At 38.2% G+C, this 20,691-nt stretch carries 10 protein-coding genes; 7 read left to right on the top strand and 3 right to left on the bottom strand.

Translation table 11 applies throughout. The annotated features are described in order from the left end of the window. Positions 1-322: MFS transporter (locus ABZB17_RS03675; protein ID WP_372648153.1), on the bottom strand; the 322-nt coding region annotated here is incomplete at its 3' end. A gap of 323 nt (positions 323-645) precedes the next feature. On the opposite strand from ABZB17_RS03675, the gene ABZB17_RS03670 reads away from it, so the two are divergent. The 7 genes from ABZB17_RS03670 (at position 646) to ABZB17_RS03640 (ending at position 16,832) form a co-directional block, all read left to right on the top strand. Beyond that, positions 646-2,295 carry a DUF6377 domain-containing protein gene (locus tag ABZB17_RS03670; RefSeq protein ID WP_297100401.1) on the top strand — a complete coding sequence of 550 codons (1,650 nt, stop codon included), beginning with the start codon at positions 646-648 and terminating at the stop codon, positions 2,293-2,295. Between the two features lie 279 nt (positions 2,296-2,574). Then, a complete protein-coding gene (locus ABZB17_RS03665) occupies positions 2,575-5,634 on the top strand; it encodes a TonB-dependent receptor (protein ID WP_297100405.1) in 3,060 nt (1,019 codons plus the stop codon). Between the two features lie 19 nt (positions 5,635-5,653). Continuing rightward, positions 5,654-7,132 (top strand): RagB/SusD family nutrient uptake outer membrane protein, encoded by a 1,479-nt coding sequence (locus tag ABZB17_RS03660; RefSeq protein ID WP_297100408.1) that lies wholly within the window; start codon positions 5,654-5,656, stop codon positions 7,130-7,132. A gap of 44 nt (positions 7,133-7,176) precedes the next feature. Then, positions 7,177-8,694 (top strand): SusF/SusE family outer membrane protein, encoded by a 1,518-nt coding sequence (locus ABZB17_RS03655; RefSeq protein WP_297100411.1) that lies wholly within the window; start codon positions 7,177-7,179, stop codon positions 8,692-8,694. 50 nt (positions 8,695-8,744) lie between these two features. Further along, the gene (locus ABZB17_RS03650) at positions 8,745-10,535 is read left to right on the top strand and encodes a glycoside hydrolase family 66 protein (RefSeq protein WP_372648152.1); all 1,791 of its coding nucleotides are present in this window, start codon (positions 8,745-8,747) and stop codon (positions 10,533-10,535) included. Between the two features lie 37 nt (positions 10,536-10,572). Continuing rightward, on the top strand, positions 10,573-13,236 hold the full coding sequence (locus ABZB17_RS03645) for a hypothetical protein (protein ID WP_372648151.1): 2,664 nt from the start codon (positions 10,573-10,575) through the stop codon (positions 13,234-13,236). A gap of 845 nt (positions 13,237-14,081) precedes the next feature. Then, on the top strand, positions 14,082-16,832 hold the full coding sequence (locus tag ABZB17_RS03640) for a substrate-binding domain-containing protein (RefSeq protein ID WP_372648150.1): 2,751 nt from the start codon (positions 14,082-14,084) through the stop codon (positions 16,830-16,832). Between the two features lie 46 nt (positions 16,833-16,878). Here the strand turns inward: ABZB17_RS03640 and ABZB17_RS03635 are convergent, their stop codons facing one another. Together ABZB17_RS03635 and ABZB17_RS03630 are read right to left on the bottom strand one after the other, a co-directional pair. Then, positions 16,879-18,447 carry a glycoside hydrolase family 32 protein gene (locus ABZB17_RS03635; RefSeq protein ID WP_297100423.1) on the bottom strand — a complete coding sequence of 523 codons (1,569 nt, stop codon included), beginning with the start codon at positions 18,445-18,447 and terminating at the stop codon, positions 16,879-16,881. Between the two features lie 71 nt (positions 18,448-18,518). Further along, positions 18,519-20,681 (bottom strand): GH32 C-terminal domain-containing protein, encoded by a 2,163-nt coding sequence (locus tag ABZB17_RS03630; protein ID WP_372648149.1) that lies wholly within the window; start codon positions 20,679-20,681, stop codon positions 18,519-18,521. Between the last annotated feature and the right edge of the window lie 10 nt (positions 20,682-20,691).

The following is a 20,691-nucleotide window of genomic DNA, read 5'->3' as shown; positions in this document are numbered from 1 at the left end:
TGCCTGTTACCAATCTAAAAAACAGTAACATACCCCAGCCTATTGAAAAAGCACTTCCTAAAGCTGAAATAAAAAAGATACCTGATAAAATGATTAAAGATTTGCGTCGGCCAAACTTTTCAGCTGGTTTCCCTATTATTATAGTACCAATTATAGTACCTACAATAGCTATTGCTATGGTAAAACCTAACCAAAAACTATTTAAATTATATAGCTCTTCAAGTTGTGTTGTCGTCCCCGACATCATGGCAATATCGTAGCCAAAGAGAAATCCGCCTAAAGCAATGATCAAGGCGACGGTTAAAACGTTCTGTTGTTTCATTTCGATTCAGAATTATTGGTTTAAAACTCTGAACCAAAAGTAGCGGGACGCCAATTTGAAGGCATTAATGAATGTTACAAATACAAGCAATGATGTTTCAACTCTTTAGCAACTAAGACTCGAAGCAACAACCCTGAAACATTTTTACAAGTAAATGTAACAATTGTGTAAGAGGCATCTTATTCCATTGTTCCAATTATAAAGAGCCAACAATTATTATCCTCTAATTTTGAAATAAGCTCTATATTTATGCAAAATGAACGAAATTCATTTTGAAATTTTAAACGTATTTTTGAAGTAGTATTTTTTTACATCCAAATTATATGGGAGTTTTCATACTTAAATTTATTTTTCTTTTCACTTCAATCATATACGTTTGTAATGGATATAGCCAGGAGACTTCGAAAGATATATTGACAACCCTGGATGAAGTTATCGCTCAAAGAGAATACTTTGTAACAAAAAAGCTCGACCGTCTTATCGAGTTAAAAGAATCTACACCAAGTCCGGAAAATGAGCATTATTTGACCAACTATTATGCCTATTGCTTAAGGCTTTATAATGAGTATCAAACGTTTAAATTTGATTCAGCATACTATTATGCAAAAGAGCTAAATGAAACTGCTCAACAAATTAATAACTCTGAATTGATTGCAAGTGCAAAGATTGAATTTGCCAATATTCTTATCTCTGCCGGAATTTTCAATGAATCGTTAAAGACATTGAATTCTATTAACTTATTCCCCCTTTCGGATAAAGTAAAAGCAAATTATTATCAGGTACTGAGCCGGGGATATTTTGATATGGAAAGCTTTTCGCAAAGCCCCGAATTTGCACAGGATTACCGGGAAAAAGGGATGGCCGGTTATGATTCGGCTTTAGTGTATTTGCCGCAATCTTCGTGGCAATACCATTCATTAATAGCTCAGAAAAATCTAAAACTGGGAAATAACGATACAGCCATTGTTGAGCTCGAAAATATAATAAGTACTTATAGTCTTACAAATGACGAATTAGCATTACCGTTAATATCTCTTGCTTTTACCTATGGAATTGTTGGAGACAAAGAAAAGGAGCTTATATATATGGCAAAAGCAGCAATGGCTGATCTAAGGGGAGCCAAAAAGGAAGCTGTTGCATTGCTTTTTCTTGCCAATAATCTCTATGAACAGGGAGATATAATCCGTGCCAGCAAATATGTAAATATAGCCTTAGAAGATAGTCGCTTTTACGGAAGTAATTTCAGGCTTTGGCAGGTTTCCAATTTTCTGCCTTTTATTAAAGCAGAGCATATTGGAACCATTGAAAAACAAAAGAAACAACTATGGAATTACGCCTTGGTTGTAACTTTACTGATTATCGTTGTGGGAATTTCTTTTGTTGTTATTGCAAGACAGACTGTAAAACTTAGAAAATCGAAAATAATCGTAGAAAAAACCAATAAAAAGCTGGCAGTAAGTAACGAGGAGTTACTGCTTGCCAACAGGATAAAAGAGGAATACATTGGTTATTATTTCGAAATTAGTTCTCAGATTATTGATAAGCTTGAAAAGTTAAAATTATTGGTTGGCAGACGGTTGAAGAAAAGACAGTTTGATGAACTTTCACTTGAAGTTGACAACCTAAATATACATAAAGAAAAAGCAAAATTGTACCACAACTTTGATAAAGCATTTCTCGAAATTTTTCCAGAGTTTCCGAATAAAATAAATGCCTTATTAAAACCTGAAGAGCAAATTCGCATGAAAGAAGGACAACTTTTAAATACCGAGTTGCGCATTATTGCTTTATTCAGGTTGGGCATTCAAGATGCTGAAAAGCTTTCCCGAATTCTCGACTGCTCGGTAAATACCATTTATGCTTACAAATCGAAAATGAAAAACAAGTCTCAAAATCCTACCCAGTTTGAGCAGGATATCATGTTGGTTACTCGTGGGGCGAATATCGAAAATACGAGTTTATTACCTAAATAGAAAGTTCTGAAGAGGATGTTTTCGGGGCTGATTTCCTTTTTTTTGAATCATATTTCATCTATATTTTTTCAGGATCAATGCATTGTAACTAATTGACAAATAGACATGTATGAGAAGGACCCTCAAAATAAATCTATATAAACCTTTTACTTTTTCCTTTTAGCACTGCCTTAAAATACTTTTGAATTAGAAATCAAAAATTTTCAGATTCCCAGTTAAGCTTAATTATCAAAACCGGGAAATGAAAATTAACACTGTAAAACTAATTCAAAGTAAACTATGACGAAATTTGTAAACAGCGTACTGGCTATTGGTATTATTCTAATTACGGTACATTCCAGTTCTGAAGTTTATGCAAACGGGAACTTACAATCCGGTTCAACAAAAACTTCAGTACAGCAAAACGAAAAAACAGTAAAAGGTACGGTTACTGATTCCAGGGGAGAGCCTTTACCAGGCGTAACAGTTGTTTTAAAAGGTACAACCAAAGGAACAACAACCGACTTCGATGGAAATTACTCCTTGTCGAATATTCCCGCAGATGGTATTCTGGTATTTTCTTTTGTTGGTATGCAGGATGTTGAAGAAAGTATACAAAACAAAAGTGAACTTAATGTAACCATGCTTGAGAAAACGATTGGCCTGGAGGAAGTGGTTGCGATAGGCTACGGTTCACAAAAGAAGAAAGATCTTACCGGTTCTGTCGTTTCAGTAAGCACCGATGATTTAAAATCGCTCCCACTGGCGAGCGTTGGTGAAGCCATGCAGGGGAAAGCTGCCGGTGTGCAGATTATTTCGAGTGGTACTCCCGGTAACGACCCAACCTTTCGTATTCGTGGTATTGGCACCATTAATAACAACGATCCTTTACTCGTAATCGACGGTGTACCAACTCAATCCGGTTTAAATCAATTAAACATGGATGATGTGGAATCGATACAGGTTTTAAAAGACGCATCGGCAACGGCAATTTATGGTTCGCGAGGTGCTAACGGTGTAGTTATTATAACCACAAAAAGCGGTAAATCAGGAAAAGGGGTTATTTCTTTCAATGCCTACTATGGTATGCAAGAGGCAACCAATATGGTTGACATGCTAAATGCTTCCGAATTTGCTTCGTTGCATAATGAAATGATGGCTAATGCCGGTCAGAATCAAAATCCGGCATATTCAAATCCGGCATCGCTGGGCGAGGGAACAGATTGGCTTGGGGCCATGTTTTCTACGGCTCCCATTCAAAATTATTCTATCTCGTATTCTGGCGGTAACGAAAAATCAAATTATTACGTTTCCGGCAACTATTTCGACCAGGAAGGAATTGTAAACAATACAGGATTTGAACGTTACACTTTAAAATTCAATTCAGACAATCAGATTCTTGATAAAGTGAAATTTGGTAATAACATTACTCTAAATCACGACAAAAAATACAGCGGCGACTATAGCATAATAGATGCTATGAGAGCACTTCCAACTCAGGAAATTTATAACCAGGATGGTACGTATGCCGGACCGGTTGGAATCCCAATGTGGTATGGCGATGTTGTAAATCCGATTGGACGTTCAGAAATAATTGAGAATACAACCCTGGGATACAACCTTATGGGATCAGTTTATGGCGAAGTAGAAATATTGAAAGGGCTTGTTTTTAAATCGCTGGCAGGTATAAAGGCTAACTTTTGGGAATCACGTTCGTGGTCACCAAAATATGACTGGCAGCCTACTCCACAGGAACAATCTTATCTTGGCGAAGGCTGGAATCGCTCCATAACCTGGAACTGGGACAACACGCTTACCTATAAAACAACAATAGACGAGAAGCATAAGCTAACACTGCTGGCTGGTACAAGTGCCCAGGAAAATAAGTTCAAATATATGACCGGTTCCATTCAGGAATTTGCCAGCGACTTAACCCAGCAACTTGACAATGGTTTAACTCAAAAAAATATAGGAGGAAATACAAATGAGTGGTCTTTAATGTCTTATATGGGGCGTGTAAATTATTCGTTTGCCGACAAATACTTGCTTACCGGAACAGTTCGTTACGATGGTTCATCAAGGTTCGGGCAAAACAACAAATGGGGATTATTCCCATCGGGTTCTGCAGCCTGGAGGATCTCGGAGGAGGATTTCTTTGAAAACATTGAATTTGTTGACGATTTAAAACTCAGGGCAGGATATGGTGTTACCGGTAATCAGGAAATTGGAAACTACTCGTTTGCTTCGGCGCTAAATACCATTAAGTATAACCTAAACGATAATCTTGTAAATGCAGTTGTGCCTATTGTGATGCCCAATCCCAATGTTCAATGGGAATCGCAAAAGCAGGCAAACATTGGTTTCGATGCTACTATTTTAGACCAACGCCTGAATATCACATTCGATGCCTATATCAAAAATACGGAGGACATGCTTGTTCCTGCTTCAATACCCATTACTACGGGTTATTCCGATATTTATGTTCCATCGATTAATGCCGGAGAAATTGAGAATAAAGGAATCGAGCTTAGTATTACCTCGCATAATTTAAAGGGTGATTTTACATGGGATACTGATTTTAATATTTCGGTAAACAGAAACGAGGTTAAAAGCCTGAACGACACCATTCCGATGGCACGAGGCAGCGTAGGTTTTAACCAAAGTATTGCCCGCTTGGAAGTTGGACAGCCCATGGATGTATTCTATGGTTTTGTAACTGATGGGATTTTTCAAAATCAACAGGAAGTTGACGAACATGCCTTGCAGGTACCCGGAGATGACCCGTATTCAAGAACATCGGCTGGAGATATCCGGTATTTGGACTTAAACAGCGACGGCATAATCGATGATAACGACCGTACGTACATTGGTAACCCGAATCCTGATTTCATTTTTGCTTTAAACAATACTTTCACCTATAAAGGGTTCGACCTTACAGTCTTTCTTCAGGGGGTTTACGGAAATGATATTTACAACGCCAATAAAATCTGGAGTGAAGGTATGGCCGTAGCCCAGAATCAAACTATAGGAGCACTTGACCGTTGGACAGCAGAAGGTACAAGCACTACAGTACCACGAGCCGTATTTAACGACCCCAATAAAAACATTCGCCCATCTGACCGCTTTGTAGAAGATGGTTCGTACCTGAGGGTGAAAAACATAACATTTGGTTACACCTTACCGGCCAGCATCATTCAAAAGGCAAAAATGAGTTCTGCTCGCATCTATGTCTCAGGAACGAATCTTTTCACATTTACCGATTACTCGGGATTCGATCCTGAGGTTGGTGTTAACGGAATTGATTTAAATACTTATCCGGTGACAAAAACCTACAGTCTGGGTGTAAATATTAGCTTCTAACCAATTAAATCAGAATAAAATGAATACAATAAAAAATATACTGGCAATAGCGGTTTTGGCTGTAATTGCTATTTCGTGTAGCGATGAATTTCTTGATAAAGCGCCACTCGATTCGATAAATACTGATAATTATTATCAAACTGAAGAGGATGCCATAAATGCTGTAAACGGGGCATACCAACCATTACAATGGCCCAAACTGTATAACATGCGCATGTGGACAACGGATATTATGGCTGGAAACAGTATTGTTGGTGCCGGAGGTGGTGATGATGGCCGCGAAACACAAGACATGGCCAACTTTGTTACAACAACCGATAACCCGGGCGTTTTAGATTTATTCCGTGGTCCGTGGCCGGGTATTTTACGCAGCAATATCGTTCTGGAGAAAATTCCGTCAATGGATATTGATGAGTCCTTAAAGAATCGAATTTTAGGTGAAGCACATTTCCTAAGGGCACATTACTACTTTATTCTGGTGCGTTTTTTTGGCGATGTTCCGCTAATAACAGAACCACAAGTACCTGGCGATGATTTACGTCCGGCACGAACCGACAAAAGCCTGGTTTACGATCTGATTATCGATGATTTAACCACCGCAAAAGATTTATTGCCAACAAAATCAAGTTATTCTTCCAACGATTTAGGAAGGGCAACCAAAGGTGCTGCCACAGGGCTGTTGGCTAAGGTTTACCTCACGTTAGGCGAATGGGAGAATGTGGTTTCGTTAAGCAACGAGGTTACTGCATTAGGCTATCGTTTAAATGAAAACTATGCGGATAATTTCGATGTTTACAATAAGAATTCAATAGAATCATTATTTGAAGTGCAATATACCGGAGATGCGGGCGAAGACTTCTGGTCAAACGAAAACCAAGCATCATGGCTGAGTACTTTTCAGGGGCCACGAAACTCAGGAATGGTAGCCGGTGGTTGGGGCTGGAACCAGCCAACGCAGGAATTTATCAATGCTTACGAGGAAAACGATTTAAGAAAGGACGCAACAGTATTCTACGAAGACTGTCCAAATTTTGATGGTCAGAAATACAATCCTACTTACTCCATAACTGGTTTTAATCTTCGGAAATTTCTGGTTACCAAGGCAATTTCAGCCACTTACGATAATAGCCCAATGAACTTTCCGGTACTACGTTATGCTGATGTCTTGTTAATGAAATCTGAAGCACTGAACGAGTTGAACAGGACTTCTGAAGCAGAAGCTCCGTTAAATGAGGTGCGCGAGAGAGCAGGATTAGAAGCAGTAGGCGGAAAATCGCAATCAGAAATGAAAGAGATCATCCTGAATGAACGCCGTTTGGAATTGGCTTTTGAAGGTCAGCGCTGGTTCGACTTAATTAGAGTTGATAACGGGCAATGGGGACTGGATTTCCTACACTCAATTGGCAAAGTAAACGCTACCGAAAAGCATTTTCTGTTTCCAATCCCGCTAAAAGAGATTGAGTCGAATCCTAATCTTACCCAAAATCCGGGATACTAAGTTAACGGGCAGTTTCTTAATAAATCAAACGTAAATAGTAAACAATGAAAAACTTTAGATATAAAAATAATAACTGCAGTAAGCGAAATTACATGCAAAACGGGATGTGGATTTCTGTACTCGTAGTAATAGCTATAACGCTTTTAAATTCTTGCCAAAAAGAAGAAGATGTTGTTGTTGCATTGGGAGCCCCCATAGCAATATCAGTATCAAATTCTGAACTGACACTGTCTCAAAAACAAGCTTCTGAATCTGTTTTTTCTTTTAGCTGGACACGCGGAACAAACCACGGAACTTCCAGCTCAATTTCATATTCACTTGAAATGGATATGGAAGGAAATGAGTTTGCAACAGCACAGATTTACGACCTTGGAAAAGGTGTTTATGAAAAGAAATTTAATGCCGAAGAATTAAACGATTTACTGTTGAATTATTGGGGGGTGGAACCCGGCTCAACAGCTTCGTTCGAGGCAAAAGTTACGGCAAATGTGGTTAAAGAGGGGGTTGAAGACGGTGTGTCAGAAACATTAATTTTTTCTTTAACGCCTTATAAACCGGTTTCCGAAGAATTGTACATGGTTGGCAGCGCCACTCCAAATGGTTGGGATATTGGCAACGCTACTCCTTTGATACCTAATTCTTCTCAGCCCTGGGTTTTCACTTATGAAGGGCAAATGAAAACCGGAACATTCAAATTTGCAGTGAATACCGATGGATGCTGGTGCCAGGATTTTTACACAAAAGATGCAAATGACGATTCAAAAATGGTGTACAACGAAGGAGGTAGTGGCGACGATCTGCAATGGGAAATCATTGAAGGAGGAAACTATAAACTCACGGTTAATTTATTGGACCTAAGCATTGAAATGAAAAAACTTGCGGGTCCTGAATTTGGTGAACTGTATATTGTTGGTGATGCTTCTCCATCGGGATGGAACATCGGAAATCCGGAGGCTTTTACTCAAAGCGCAGCCGATCCGTTTGTATTTACTTATGAAGCGATGCTAACTCCCGGAGAATTTAAAATATCAACTTTTGCAGGCGATTGGTGTGATGGGCAATGGATTAATCCAAGTCAACCCGATCAGGATGTTACAGCTACCGATTATATTGTAACCAACAGATGCGATGGCCCGGACAACAAATGGCGTGTTACCGAAGAAACCCAGGGACGATACCTGATTACAGTTAACCTGTATAATAATTCGATAAAAATAGAACGAGTAATGCTTTACATCATTGGAGATGGTGGCCCTAACGGATGGAATATTGGAACTCCGGAACCGATGACAATAGTAAACGGCATTTATGTTTTTGAGGGTGAACTTGGTGCAGATAACCCAACCGGCGAATTTAAAATTTCAAAGTTCAAAGGAGATTGGTGCAATGGCGATTGGATTAATGCAGCCAATCCAAACCAGTCAATTTCAAATACCGATTTCATTACAACTCACGGGTGCGATGGACCGGACAATAAATGGAAATTACAGGATGGTGACGCTGGAACTTATCGGATTTCCATCGATCTGGAAGCAGATGTTCTTACAATTGAGAAACAATAAATTTTAATATGCGCAGGGGGTGTATTGCTCCCTGCTGATTTTAATCAAAAATGAGAGAAAACAAAGTGCAAATAGTAGTATTATTAATGCTTCTGTTCCTACAAATGGGATGTGGCAGCAACGAAGAAATAGTTCCGCCAGTAGCGGAGCCGGAGTTTCCTACAAATCCGTCATTACCGGGTTTCAATAATTACTTTGTTGAAACAGATAAGTCAATTTATAATCCGGGCGATGAAGTTCAATTCAATCTTGATATTACATCGGTTCCTGAAAACACAAAAGTACGATACAAATATCTTGGGGAAGTTGTACTGGAGCATGCTTTAACAAACAGTTCATGGGTTTGGAATGTACCATCAGAGGATTTTAAGGCTTACATGGTTGAAGTTTATACAACTGCAAACAATGCCGAAAATATTCTTGCTGCAATTGCAGTTGATGTTTCTTCCAATTGGACAAAGTTCCCGAGATATGGATTTTTATCAGACTATTCAAATATTGATGACGAGACAATAAGCTCGGTGTTGAAAAATCTGAACAGGCACCATATTAATGGTATTCAATTTTACGACTGGCACCATAAACATCATCAACCGATGGCTGTGGATGGTGACTCTCCAAAAGCGGTGTGGAAAGATATTGCCAACCGTGATATTTACTTTTCAACAGTTGAAAAATACATTGAAAACGCCCACAACTACAATATGAAAGCCATGTTTTACAATTTGGTGTATGGAGCATGGGATCACGCAGAGCAGGATGGTGTAAAGGCAGAATGGTATATTTTTAAAGATGCCGGTCGGATAAACAAAGAGGTAATGACACTTCCTCAGCCCCCGTTTTTAAGTAACATTTTTCTTCTCGACCCATCAAATACAGAATGGCAGGCTTACATCAATAACGAAAACAAAAAGGTATATCAATACCTCGATTTTGATGGCTTTCACATGGATCAGTTGGGTGATTGGGGACAACATTATACCTACCACGGCAATTCGTTAAGTCTGTATAAAACATTTAAACCATTTATTGAGTCGGTTAGGACGTGCGAGCCGGATAAGTTTATCGCCATGAATGCCGTGAATCAATACGGACAAGAGAATATTGCTTCCGCATCGACGGATTTTCTTTATACGGAGGTTTGGGGACCAAACGATACCTACAACGATTTGGCAATGATTATCCAGAATAATAATTCATACAGCGATAATACCAAGAATACAATACTAGCCGCCTACATGAATTACGATTTAGCGGAAAATCAGGGTTATTTCAATACCCCGGGAGTTTTACTAACAAACGCAGTAATTTTTGCCTTTGGAGGTGCACACCTGGAATTGGGCGAACACATGCTGGGCAAGGAGTATTTCCCAAATAACAACCTTAAAATGAAGTCGGAATTAAAAACCGCAATGGTACATTATTACGACTTTTTGGTTGCTTATCAGAATATTTTACGCGACGGAGGTGAATTTAATGCCGTAGAGATTCAGTCGGCAGAAAACAAATATCCTATCTCCCAATGGCCTGCCCAAACCGGAAACATTGTATCTGTAGGCAAAAAAGTGGGAAACAGGCAGGTTGTTCATCTTATAAATTTTAAGGATGCCAACACGAATGAATGGCGCGATAACAATGGAACTCAATCCAGACCTGCATTAATGGAGAATATTCCTATTTCAATAAATATTTCAGAGAAGGTAAGCAGTATTTGGTTTGCTTCACCCGATGCAAACGGAGGAACATCGGTATCGTTGAATTTTACCCAGCAGAATGGTGAAGTATTACTTACAGTACCTCAACTAAAATATTGGAGCACAATTGTTCTGGAGCTTGAATAGTTTGTGACCAATAAATAGGCTTTAAAATCAGAAAAATATGACACGACTTATTGCAATACTATTCATTCTGTTTCTTTTTGCGGGCTGCCAAAAAAAATCAGATATGCTCTATAAAGGAAATGAATTCTCGGTTTTTACGGATAAGGTTGTTCAGGGAAATTACGAATCGAAAGCGAATTCCCGGACAAACCTGGTTTCAAACTATGTAAGTACCGCATCCGACAATTATTCGCGGCTAATTACCTTCAAATTCAGTATTAATGAAAAGGATAATGAAATGATTTCCGGGGAAGACCACTGGATTATGATTGGTGACGAAAACAGTTCTCCATTAATAAAGTTTGGTGAGTCAGACGGTAAAGTCGCTGAAAATAACGGATCCAAACTTCCGGTTAATTATTTGTACACCTTCAGGCTGGATATGTCAGAAGTTTTAGAAGCTTTCGACAAACAAGGCTATTATGAAGCTTTTGACGGAAGCAGAATTGCAAAATCTGATTTTAAAGGAGTTTATATTGCTGGTGGTTCTGAGCCACTAACCTGGGACTTTTCCAATCTGGAAGAAAACAATCTGGAACTGAAGGATGAAAACCATGATGGAATTTATGAGCTGACAGTTTTGCTAAATCCTACTAGTAGCGACGAACATCAGGCAAAACAATGGAATTTATCTCGAAATGTTGCTGCAAAACCAGCTTATCATTCGGAGCAGATTATTGTTGATGCACTGTACAATCTGGCCCTTGAAGAAGCTTTATTGAATATCGAGCCGGATAGCACACTTCGTACAGGAGCAAAATGGGGAGGAGTTTGGACCCGCGATGTGAGTTACAGCACTTTGTTAGCTTTTGCTTATCACGAGCCAGAAGTAGCCAAAATCAGTTTAATGAAAAAAGTGAAGCGTGGACGAATAGTTCAGGATACAGGCTCCGGTGGTGCCTGGCCTGTTTCGTCTGACCGCACCACTTGGGCATTAGCTGCCTGGGAAATCTACAAAGTTACCGGAGAAGAGGAATGGCTGGAATACGCTTTCGATGTTATTAAAAATACCCTGGATGATGATATGAAAACTTTGCGATCAGGGACCACCGGAATGTACAAGGGAGAATCGTCGTTTCTCGACTGGCGGGAGCAAACCTACCCCAAGTGGATGTCGAACATGGATATTTACGTTTCTGAGAATCTGGGAACCAACGTAGTTCATTACCAGGCTCACATTATTCTGGCTGAAATGGCCAGGCTTTTAAACAAACCTTCCGAAGAATATTTGCAGAGAGCAAACGAGATAAAAACAGGCATAAACAAATACCTTTGGATGGAAGACAAAGGTTATTATGCACAGTATCTTTATGGACGAAATTCACTGATACAATCACCACGTTTTGAGGCACTGGGAGAAGCGCTCGCGGTACTATTCGATGTTGCCGATAAAAATCAGGCTGAAAGTATCTTATCAAATTCACCGGTTACCGAATTTGGAACGACCTGTATTTATCCTCAAATCCCCGGAATTCCGCCCTATCACAATAACGGTATCTGGCCTTTTGTGCAGTCATTTTGGAATATAGCGGCAGCAAAGGTTGGTAACGAAGTGGCGCTTGAACATGGCCTGGCATCAATATATCGTGCGGCAGCCTTATTTCTGTCAAACTATGAAAATTTTGTAGCTGAAAATGGCGATTATGTTGGTACAGAAATAAACTCTCATCGTATGCTTTGGAGTATGGCTGGTAACCTTGCCATGGTACATCGTTTATTTATCGGGATGCATTTTGATGTTGATGGTATACGTTTTAATCCCGTGATTCCTGAATCGTATAAAGGAACAAGAACCTTATCGAATTTTAAGTATAGGAAAGCAGTTCTTGATATTGAAGTCGATGGCTTTGGAAATGAAATTGAGTTTTTCATGCTTGATGGGCACGCAATTGATAACGCATTTTTCCCTTCAGAACTAGAAGGAAAACACAATGTGCATATTAAAATGAAGAATAAAAGTTTTTCTTCTTTTGGTATAAATTTGGTCGCTAACAAATTTTCCTTGCCTAATCCACAAATCAAATTTGAAAATTCAAAAATTACCTGGAATCCGGTAAAAGAGGCTAAATCTTATAAAATATATAGAGACGGAGCTTTTTTGAAATCAACCAGTACAGAATATTTTATTCCTGAAAAAAAAGGTTTCAGCGAATACTCGGTAACTGCTGTTGACGATGAGGGAAGTGAATCGTTTGGAAGTGAACCTTCAGCAAATTATTCTTCGGAGAATGAATTAGTATTTGAGTTAGAAAATTATATTAGTCCTTCAAGTGCCAATTACACCAACTTTTCTGGTACTGGATTTATCGAAACCAGTTATACAACAAATACTGAAATTGAAGTTCCTGTAACTGTTGAAACTCCTGGTAGTTATCTAATCGATCTCCGTTATTCCAACGGGACGGGCCCTTGGAACACAGATAATAATTGTGCCATACGTAGTTTGTATGTAAACAATGATTATCAGGGTGTTCAGGTATTTCCACAGCGGGGACAGGATGAGTGGTCGGACTGGGGATGGTCAAACTCAACAAGAGTCAAGCTACTAAAAGGTAGTAACAATATTAAACTGATTTTTGAAGAATGGAATAACAACATGGATGGTAAAATCAACACGGCTATGCTGGATAAAATTAGGTTGATAAAACTCGATACAGAGTAATACCATTTTTCTAAAGCAGATTCGTGTTTATCGTTTTGTTTAAATTCCATATAAACTCTAAATCATGAAGAAATGGTGTGAATACAAGAATCATTAGGGATATTACAAAAGCCTGATATTGGAGAATAGTATCAGGTTTTGTTGTATAGTTTGCATGTATACAAACAGCCCGTCATATCCATGGTGCCATTTGTCTAACAAAACTTAAAACAATGGTTTCTAAATGGAATAGCGACAAACAATTAATCAATATATTCTCTGTTTCGTTTTGTTGTATTTTTTTATTTCACATAAAGCAAAAGGAACAAAACAGTGTACCATTCCATACCGTTAATAGCTTCAACAATAATCAAAAGAACTTAAATAAGGTTCCTTCGAAGGCAATGTATTGAATTAATATTCTAATATCGAAGATTATTTTGCACATTTAAAACTGCACCAAGAGAACAGGTTATACCGTCAGCATCCGAGAGGCCTCTTAGTATGTGGACAGCCGTCAAAATAAACTGTATCCATCTTTTGTGTTTTTTAGAAGTACATTGTTGTACTATAAACTTTGGATCGGTCTAGGATGCTACTTTTGGCCGGTGTTCCAAACTTATCCACAATATTTACTGAAATAATTATCTGTTTCTTAATATGCCCTCCGCCAATGATAAAATTACTCACAGCTTATCACCTTTTCTTATAAATATGAATCTAATTTTCAGACCGTTAATTTATTTATTGATAATAATGTTAATGAGTCCCCAGAATAAGAATGGGACTAGCACTCGATTTATTTAGTTTGGTAATAACGTTAAGCAAATTTATTCTATTTTAGTCAGGCTTTTCAAATATTAGGAATGAGTTTTTTTTTAAAACAAATATCAACGATTCTACTCCTTCTTTTCATTTCAGAATATGGATTCGCCAAAGATAAATACCTAATAGGTTTTTCTCAGTGTGCCCAACATGGAGATTGGCGACTAAATATGGAAGCTGAAATGGAGCGTGAAATAATGTTTCATGATGATTTATCCTTGATCATAAAACAGTCCTATGACGATGCCAACCTACAGGTGCAACAGATTCACGAATTGGTTGAAATGGGTATCGACTTGTTAATTGTATCTCCCTATCAAATTGATCCCGTACAACCGGTTATCGATGCGGTATTTAAAAAAGGTATACCGGTAGTATTGGTTGATAGAAGAATCAATTCAGATAATTATACGGCATACGTAGGTGGTGATAATTACATGATTGGGAAAGTTGCTGCAAGTTACATCGCCAATAGGCTTAACAACAAGGGTAATATTGTAGAAATTATGGGAGGTTTAACTTCTTCACCAGCTATTGAGCGAACCCGCGGTTTTAATGAAACTCTGGAGAATTTTCCTCAACTTCAAAATATTATGAGGATTAATACAACTGAGACACTTGAAGTTGTGACTGACAGTTTATCTGAGATCATCAAAAGAGACATCGATGTTGATGCAATCTTTGCATTCAATGATGATTATGCGGTAATGGCCAGGAATGTTATTAATCAATCGATAAACGAAGATCATATTTTAATAATTGGAATCGACGGATTACCTAATGCAGGAGGAGGAATAGAAATGGTTGAAAAAGGAATTCTCTCTGCCACTCTAATTTACCCAACTGGAGGAAAAGAAGCGATTGAGATTGCGTCAAAAATTCTGCACAATGAGGTGTTCGAAAAAGAAAATCTACTAAGTACGACACTTGTGGACCGCTCAAATGTTGACATAATCAGGAAACAATTTGATAAAATCAACTCACTTCAAACCGATATTTCCAAATCTAAGGATATGCTACTGAATCTGGGTGAAAAGTTTAAGTTTCAACAGTTCATGTTATATCTAGTTACAGGCACTTTCGTGCTTGTTATCCTTTTAATGTTCTTGCTCGTTCGATCATTTTATAAATTAAAGGATGCTAACATTCATCTCAAAAAGCAAAAGAAAGAATTAAAAAAGCTATCAGATAAAGTAGAGAAGATTACGCAAGAAAAACTGAAGTTTTTTACAAATATTTCTCACGAATTCAGAACACCTCTCACTCTGATTGTCGGCCCTCTTGAGGATCTTTTAAAGACATCTGATTTACCGGATAATATTTATAAACGAGTTAGCCTGATGCATAAGAACTCACTGAGGTTACTCCAGTTGATCAACCAGCTCATGGACTTCCGAAAAATAGAAAATTCAAAAATGAAGCTTCAGGCAGGTCATTATGATGTGGTTAAATTTCTTAGCGATATTCATGAATCATTTTTGTCGCTTGCCGAGAATAGACAGATTAATTTGATTTTCGACACCAATTTATCGCAACTCAAAGCCTGGGTTGATTGGGACAAACTAGACAAAGTTGTATTTAATCTTCTTTCCAATGCATTTAAATTTACACCAACAGGTGGCACTATTATAATTAAACTTCGAAAAGAACTACTCACTGTAAAATCTTTGTGGGAAGAACAACTGATAATTGAAGTCACGGATAACGGAAAAGGAATCTCACAAAAACATATCAATCATATTTTTGACCGTTTTTATCAGGTTGACAAAACAGACAATTTGAAAGGGACAGGACTGGGACTGGCTTTATCAAAGGAATTTGTTGAGATGCACCGCGGTAGAATAACTGTTGAGAGCATTGAAAGTAAAAAAACAACATTTATAGTAAAACTTCCATTGGGAGATGCACATTTAACCCAGGAAGAAAAAATAAAGGATGAAGGTCAAAAACCGTTGGTGCAAGATCTGCTGGGTTATAGTAATACCAACCAGAATGTGGACAATGATAAAGGGGCAACAATCAAAACACCGGACTCCATACCAAAACCAGTTGTTCTGCTTGTTGAAGATGACAATGACGTACGGTCATATGTGAAAGAATGTCTACAGGATACATACGACGTTTTTGAAGCCCAAAATGGAAAAATTGCCTTAAAAATGATTGAAGAAGAAGAACCAGATCTAATTGTGAGCGATATAATGATGCCAGAGATGGACGGTTTGGAATTAACCCATCAACTTAAAAATGATCTGAAAACCTGCCATATTCCAATCATCCTGTTAACGGCAAAGTCTTCACTTGAACAAAGGTTGGAGGGCCTTGAAGAAGGAGCGGATTCTTATATTCCCAAACCTTTTAGCAAAGAGCATCTACAAATCAGGATTAGAAAATTGCTTGACCTGCGTAAAAAAATTCACGAACGTTACAAAAGCCAGTATATTATTGAAGATGAACAAAATAATATTTCAAGATTGGATAAAAACTTTCTAGATAAAATATCCAAGATAGTGAAGGATAATATTCAAAAAGAAGAGTTTACGGTAGAAGAGCTGAGTGATTTGGCAGGTCTATCAAGAGTACAAATGTACAGAAAAGTAAAAAAACTAACCGGAATGTCGGGAAGCGAATATGTCCGATTAGTGAAGCTGAAAGAATCCCTTGAACTGATTAAGACGAGCGGAAAAAGTATGGCAGAAATTGCTCATGAAGTTGGATTTTCATCTCCTTCCTACTTCGCACAGTGTTTTAAGAAACAATTTGGGATTTCTCCATCCGACTATGCAAAAAAATAGCCCGATGCATGCACCGGGCCTTTGCCTACCAAACTTCAAACTATACTTACCAAACAGATTTTAAACTCCAAACTTCTGCTTCATAGAGCTTAACACTTCCATTTGTTGAGAACAATTCTATCTTATCGTATGATTCTTTTGGGAAAACAATGTCGGTAAAAACTAACTTTCCTCCATCGACAAACACCTCCACAGAGGCTTTATCAACAAATAGATGAATGTTCATGGTTTCACCGGCTTTATAATCCGCTGTATGAAGTCCTGCAAAATTATCGGAGAATGAACAAATACCTCCTTCTGAACGATCAGTGTAAAATTTATTCTCAGTGTGGTAATATCCAATTTTAAAATACTCACCTTTGTCATTTTTTAAAACAATACCAAACTCTTCGGGCGCATTATCCCCTGAATCCGGCTTTAAGTTAAAATTCAGTTTCATTTCGGAGCACATGAGTTCAATTTTTGGCATTTCAAGTTCAACCGAACTGGAAACAACTTGCTCTGACAGCTCAATTTTCTCACCGCGAATTTCTTTTAACTCATCTACAGGATTTGAAGCCAAAATATATTCGTCATTGTAAATTTCCAAAACCAACTCCCGCGGTATTGTATTTGCGCTGCGCCATTTTTCTGTTGGCACAACAGTAGCGTAACTCCAGTTACTCATCCAGCCGATAAATAGTCGACGTCCATCTTCTTTTGGGATATCGCTCCAGGTAACACCAGCGTAATTGTCCCTCCCGTAATCCAGCCATTTTGTGTCAGACTGTTCTGTAGTAAATGTATTGCCATCAAAGTCGCCCACAAAATATTGTGTTGCAGAACCACCATTTGGTCCACCAGGATTAATACTAACCAAAAGTACCCATTGTTTTTCATCGCTTCCCTCAAGTTCCATCTCAAATAAGTCAGGACACTCCCATACGCCACCATGTGCACCTAAATCTATTCCAAAATCACCTTCCTTTTGCCAATCGATTAAGTTAGGTGACGAATAAAATTCAATATGGTCTTTTACGGCCAGTGTCATAATCCATTCTTTGGATTCTTCGTACCACATCACCTTTGGGTCACGAAAATCGCGGATGCCAGGATTTTTTAAAACAGGCTCACCGTATTTTGTCCAGGTACGGCCTTTGTCGTTACTATATGCAATTCCTTGTGTTTGAAAATCTATTTTTCCCTCTTTCTCTAAAACAGGGTTGTGATAAGTGAAAATTGCAATCAATGGAGGTAGTCCATCTTCTCCCAAACCTGAAGTGTTTTCCCAATCAACTACGGCACTTCCTGAAAATATGTATCCATTCTCATCAGGTGCCAATGCAACCGGTAAATGTTTCCAGTGAATAAGATCAGTACTTACTGCGTGTCCCCAATGCATCGGTCCCCAAACCGTTGAATCCGGATAATACTGATAAAACAAATGATATTCGCCCTCATAATAAAACATCCCATTGGGATCGTTCATCCATTTTTCTTCTGGTGTGAAATGAAATTGTGGACGATAGTTTTCAGAATAATAAGTGTTAGCTTCAATGATTACTTCTGGATTATTTGTTTTGGTAGTGCAACCAAATATTAGCACTGCTGTAAAAAGAATTAGTATTGTCTTCATTATATATTTCTTGAAATATTTATTCTCGTTCAATTATCTATTTAAGTGGCAATTCGGTAAAAATTATTGAATTATTTCAGTAAAAAGTCTGTTTGATTATTACTGCTTCTTAGTTCCCAGACTTTTAGTTCTTCAATTAGAACAGTTCCACCCTCTGCAAAAAACTCAACTTGATTGCTATTCTCATATTTTGGAAAAATACGGGTTGTAAAACCATCTTTTCCATTAATGAATCCTTCTACTACTGAGCCATCAATAAAAAGTTGAATCTCTATCTCTTCATCTGAGTTAATTTCATATTGCCCTTTTTCAATTTTCTTTTCAACCAACTCGTTTTGGCTTGATCTCGTTAGATCAACAACCATTTCGTCGGTTTTAAGGTCGAAGTATATTCGGGTTTCTTCCCCGTTTTCTTTGTTTTTACCAATGTTGAATCCGAACTTTTCACAGTCTTTCGAAATCACTGTGGCCATAATTTCCAATTGCTGTTTACCGTCAGAAAGAAGCAGCTTTTCACCCGCTTTGATTTCCTTTTCAGCAATGCTTTCTTCATTAGTACGAAGAGCTTTCAGTGCCGGATGTGGCTGCTGATAGATGTACCCATCAACCAAGTCCCACGTGCGTGGCATGCTGTAAAGGTGGGTCCAGCCTTGCTGCATCTGCATTTCTGCCGGAATCAAATCAGGTATAATTGCAATAGCTGTTGTTTGTCCATTTTCGTCAAAAGTTGCGGATGGGGATAACATTCGATTGATTACTTCCAGGCGCTTCGGTATTTTATGGTCGGGAATAAATTTTTCATCGACAAAATCACCAGTCCAATAAACAGCAACTGCAGGTTTTCCGTCATGAGGAGTTGGATTCACCAAAAGGATGTATTTTCCATTTATTTTCCAAAACACAGGCATTTCCCAAAATATACCGGTATCATCAACGGAGCGATTTCCTTTAAATAACGGGTGCAAATATTCCCAGGTCTTCATATCAGATGATTTGTAGAGCAACACGGTACCTTCCTCTTCCTCACCTTCAACCAACCCAAAACCAATTATCATGTACCAGTTGCCCCCCTCTTTCCATAAATAGGGATCGCGAAAGTCGATTCGTGAAAAGTTTTCGGGAGGTCCCTGAACAAGAGGATTATTCTTATATTTCTCCCAGACAATTAAACTTTCATCTTTAGGAGTTGCCAAGCACATTCCGAATTCTTTACCATCACCTCCGGTATACATTATTGCTGGCTTGCCATTATCATCTATAACTACATGCCCCGACCAGATTCCGTATTGGTCATAACCTTTTTCGGGAGTTAATACCGGACGGTGTTCGGTCCACTGAACCAAATCCGAACTACTATAATGTCCCCAGTTTATTCTTCCCAAATAGACATTCGTACCGTTCTTTTGATTGAAAATGTGATATTTTCCGTTGTAATAAATTAACCCGTGTGTTTCGTTTGTCCAGTTCGCTGCCGGCAAAACATGGTATTTCGGACGATTAAAATCACTTTCAAAACGAATTGAGGGTATAGATAAATCTGGTTTATGTTGAGCGAATTCCTTAATTTCTTGTCTATCAAAATCGTTTTCTGTTAATGGCTTGAACCAAACTTTTACTTCATCAATTATCCCGTTAATATAGTTAATCGGGAAAATATGAATTTTGCTTTCACGTGAATCACGTCCAATAAATAAAGACGAATATACCATTTGAGAAGCGGTAACCGGGGTGCTAAGAATAGTTTCACCATTTACAAATAGAGCAGCTTTGCTTTCGGAAATACCAAGTGCCAGGTTGAACCATTCAAATTTCTGAAGTTGCACACTTGTCGGATACCATTCTGTTTTACCAGCAACACAAACCGAGAGCATTAATTCTCCAAATTGATTGATATTAGCAGCTATCCAATTGTTGGCATCTTGTTGAAATGAGAAAAATCCAGCGGTATCCGTCGGGTAAGTTTCCAGCGCAAACCAGGCTTCTACTGAGATATTTGATACGTTCTCAGGAAGTTTTGTTTGTAAAAACGTGGAATATCCATCCGTTCGCAAACCATTTCCCAAAATTCCAGGCACTAATTCAAGGTTTTCTTTCAAAGATTGAACCGCCTTTAAAGTTTCGTTCTTCGTATCCTCTTCAAATGACCAATTGACGTTGTACTTTTGCCGTTTGGTGCAAGCAATTAAAAAGGAGAAAGTAAATACAATTAATATTGGTATGTATTTCAGTTTCATTTTACCAGAT

The sequence above is a fragment of the Draconibacterium sp. genome (assembly GCF_041583095.1).
Taxonomy (GTDB): Bacteria; Bacteroidota; Bacteroidia; order Bacteroidales; family Prolixibacteraceae; genus Draconibacterium.
Note: the sequence above shows the minus strand (reverse complement) of the source record. Positions and strands in the feature narration are given on the sequence as shown.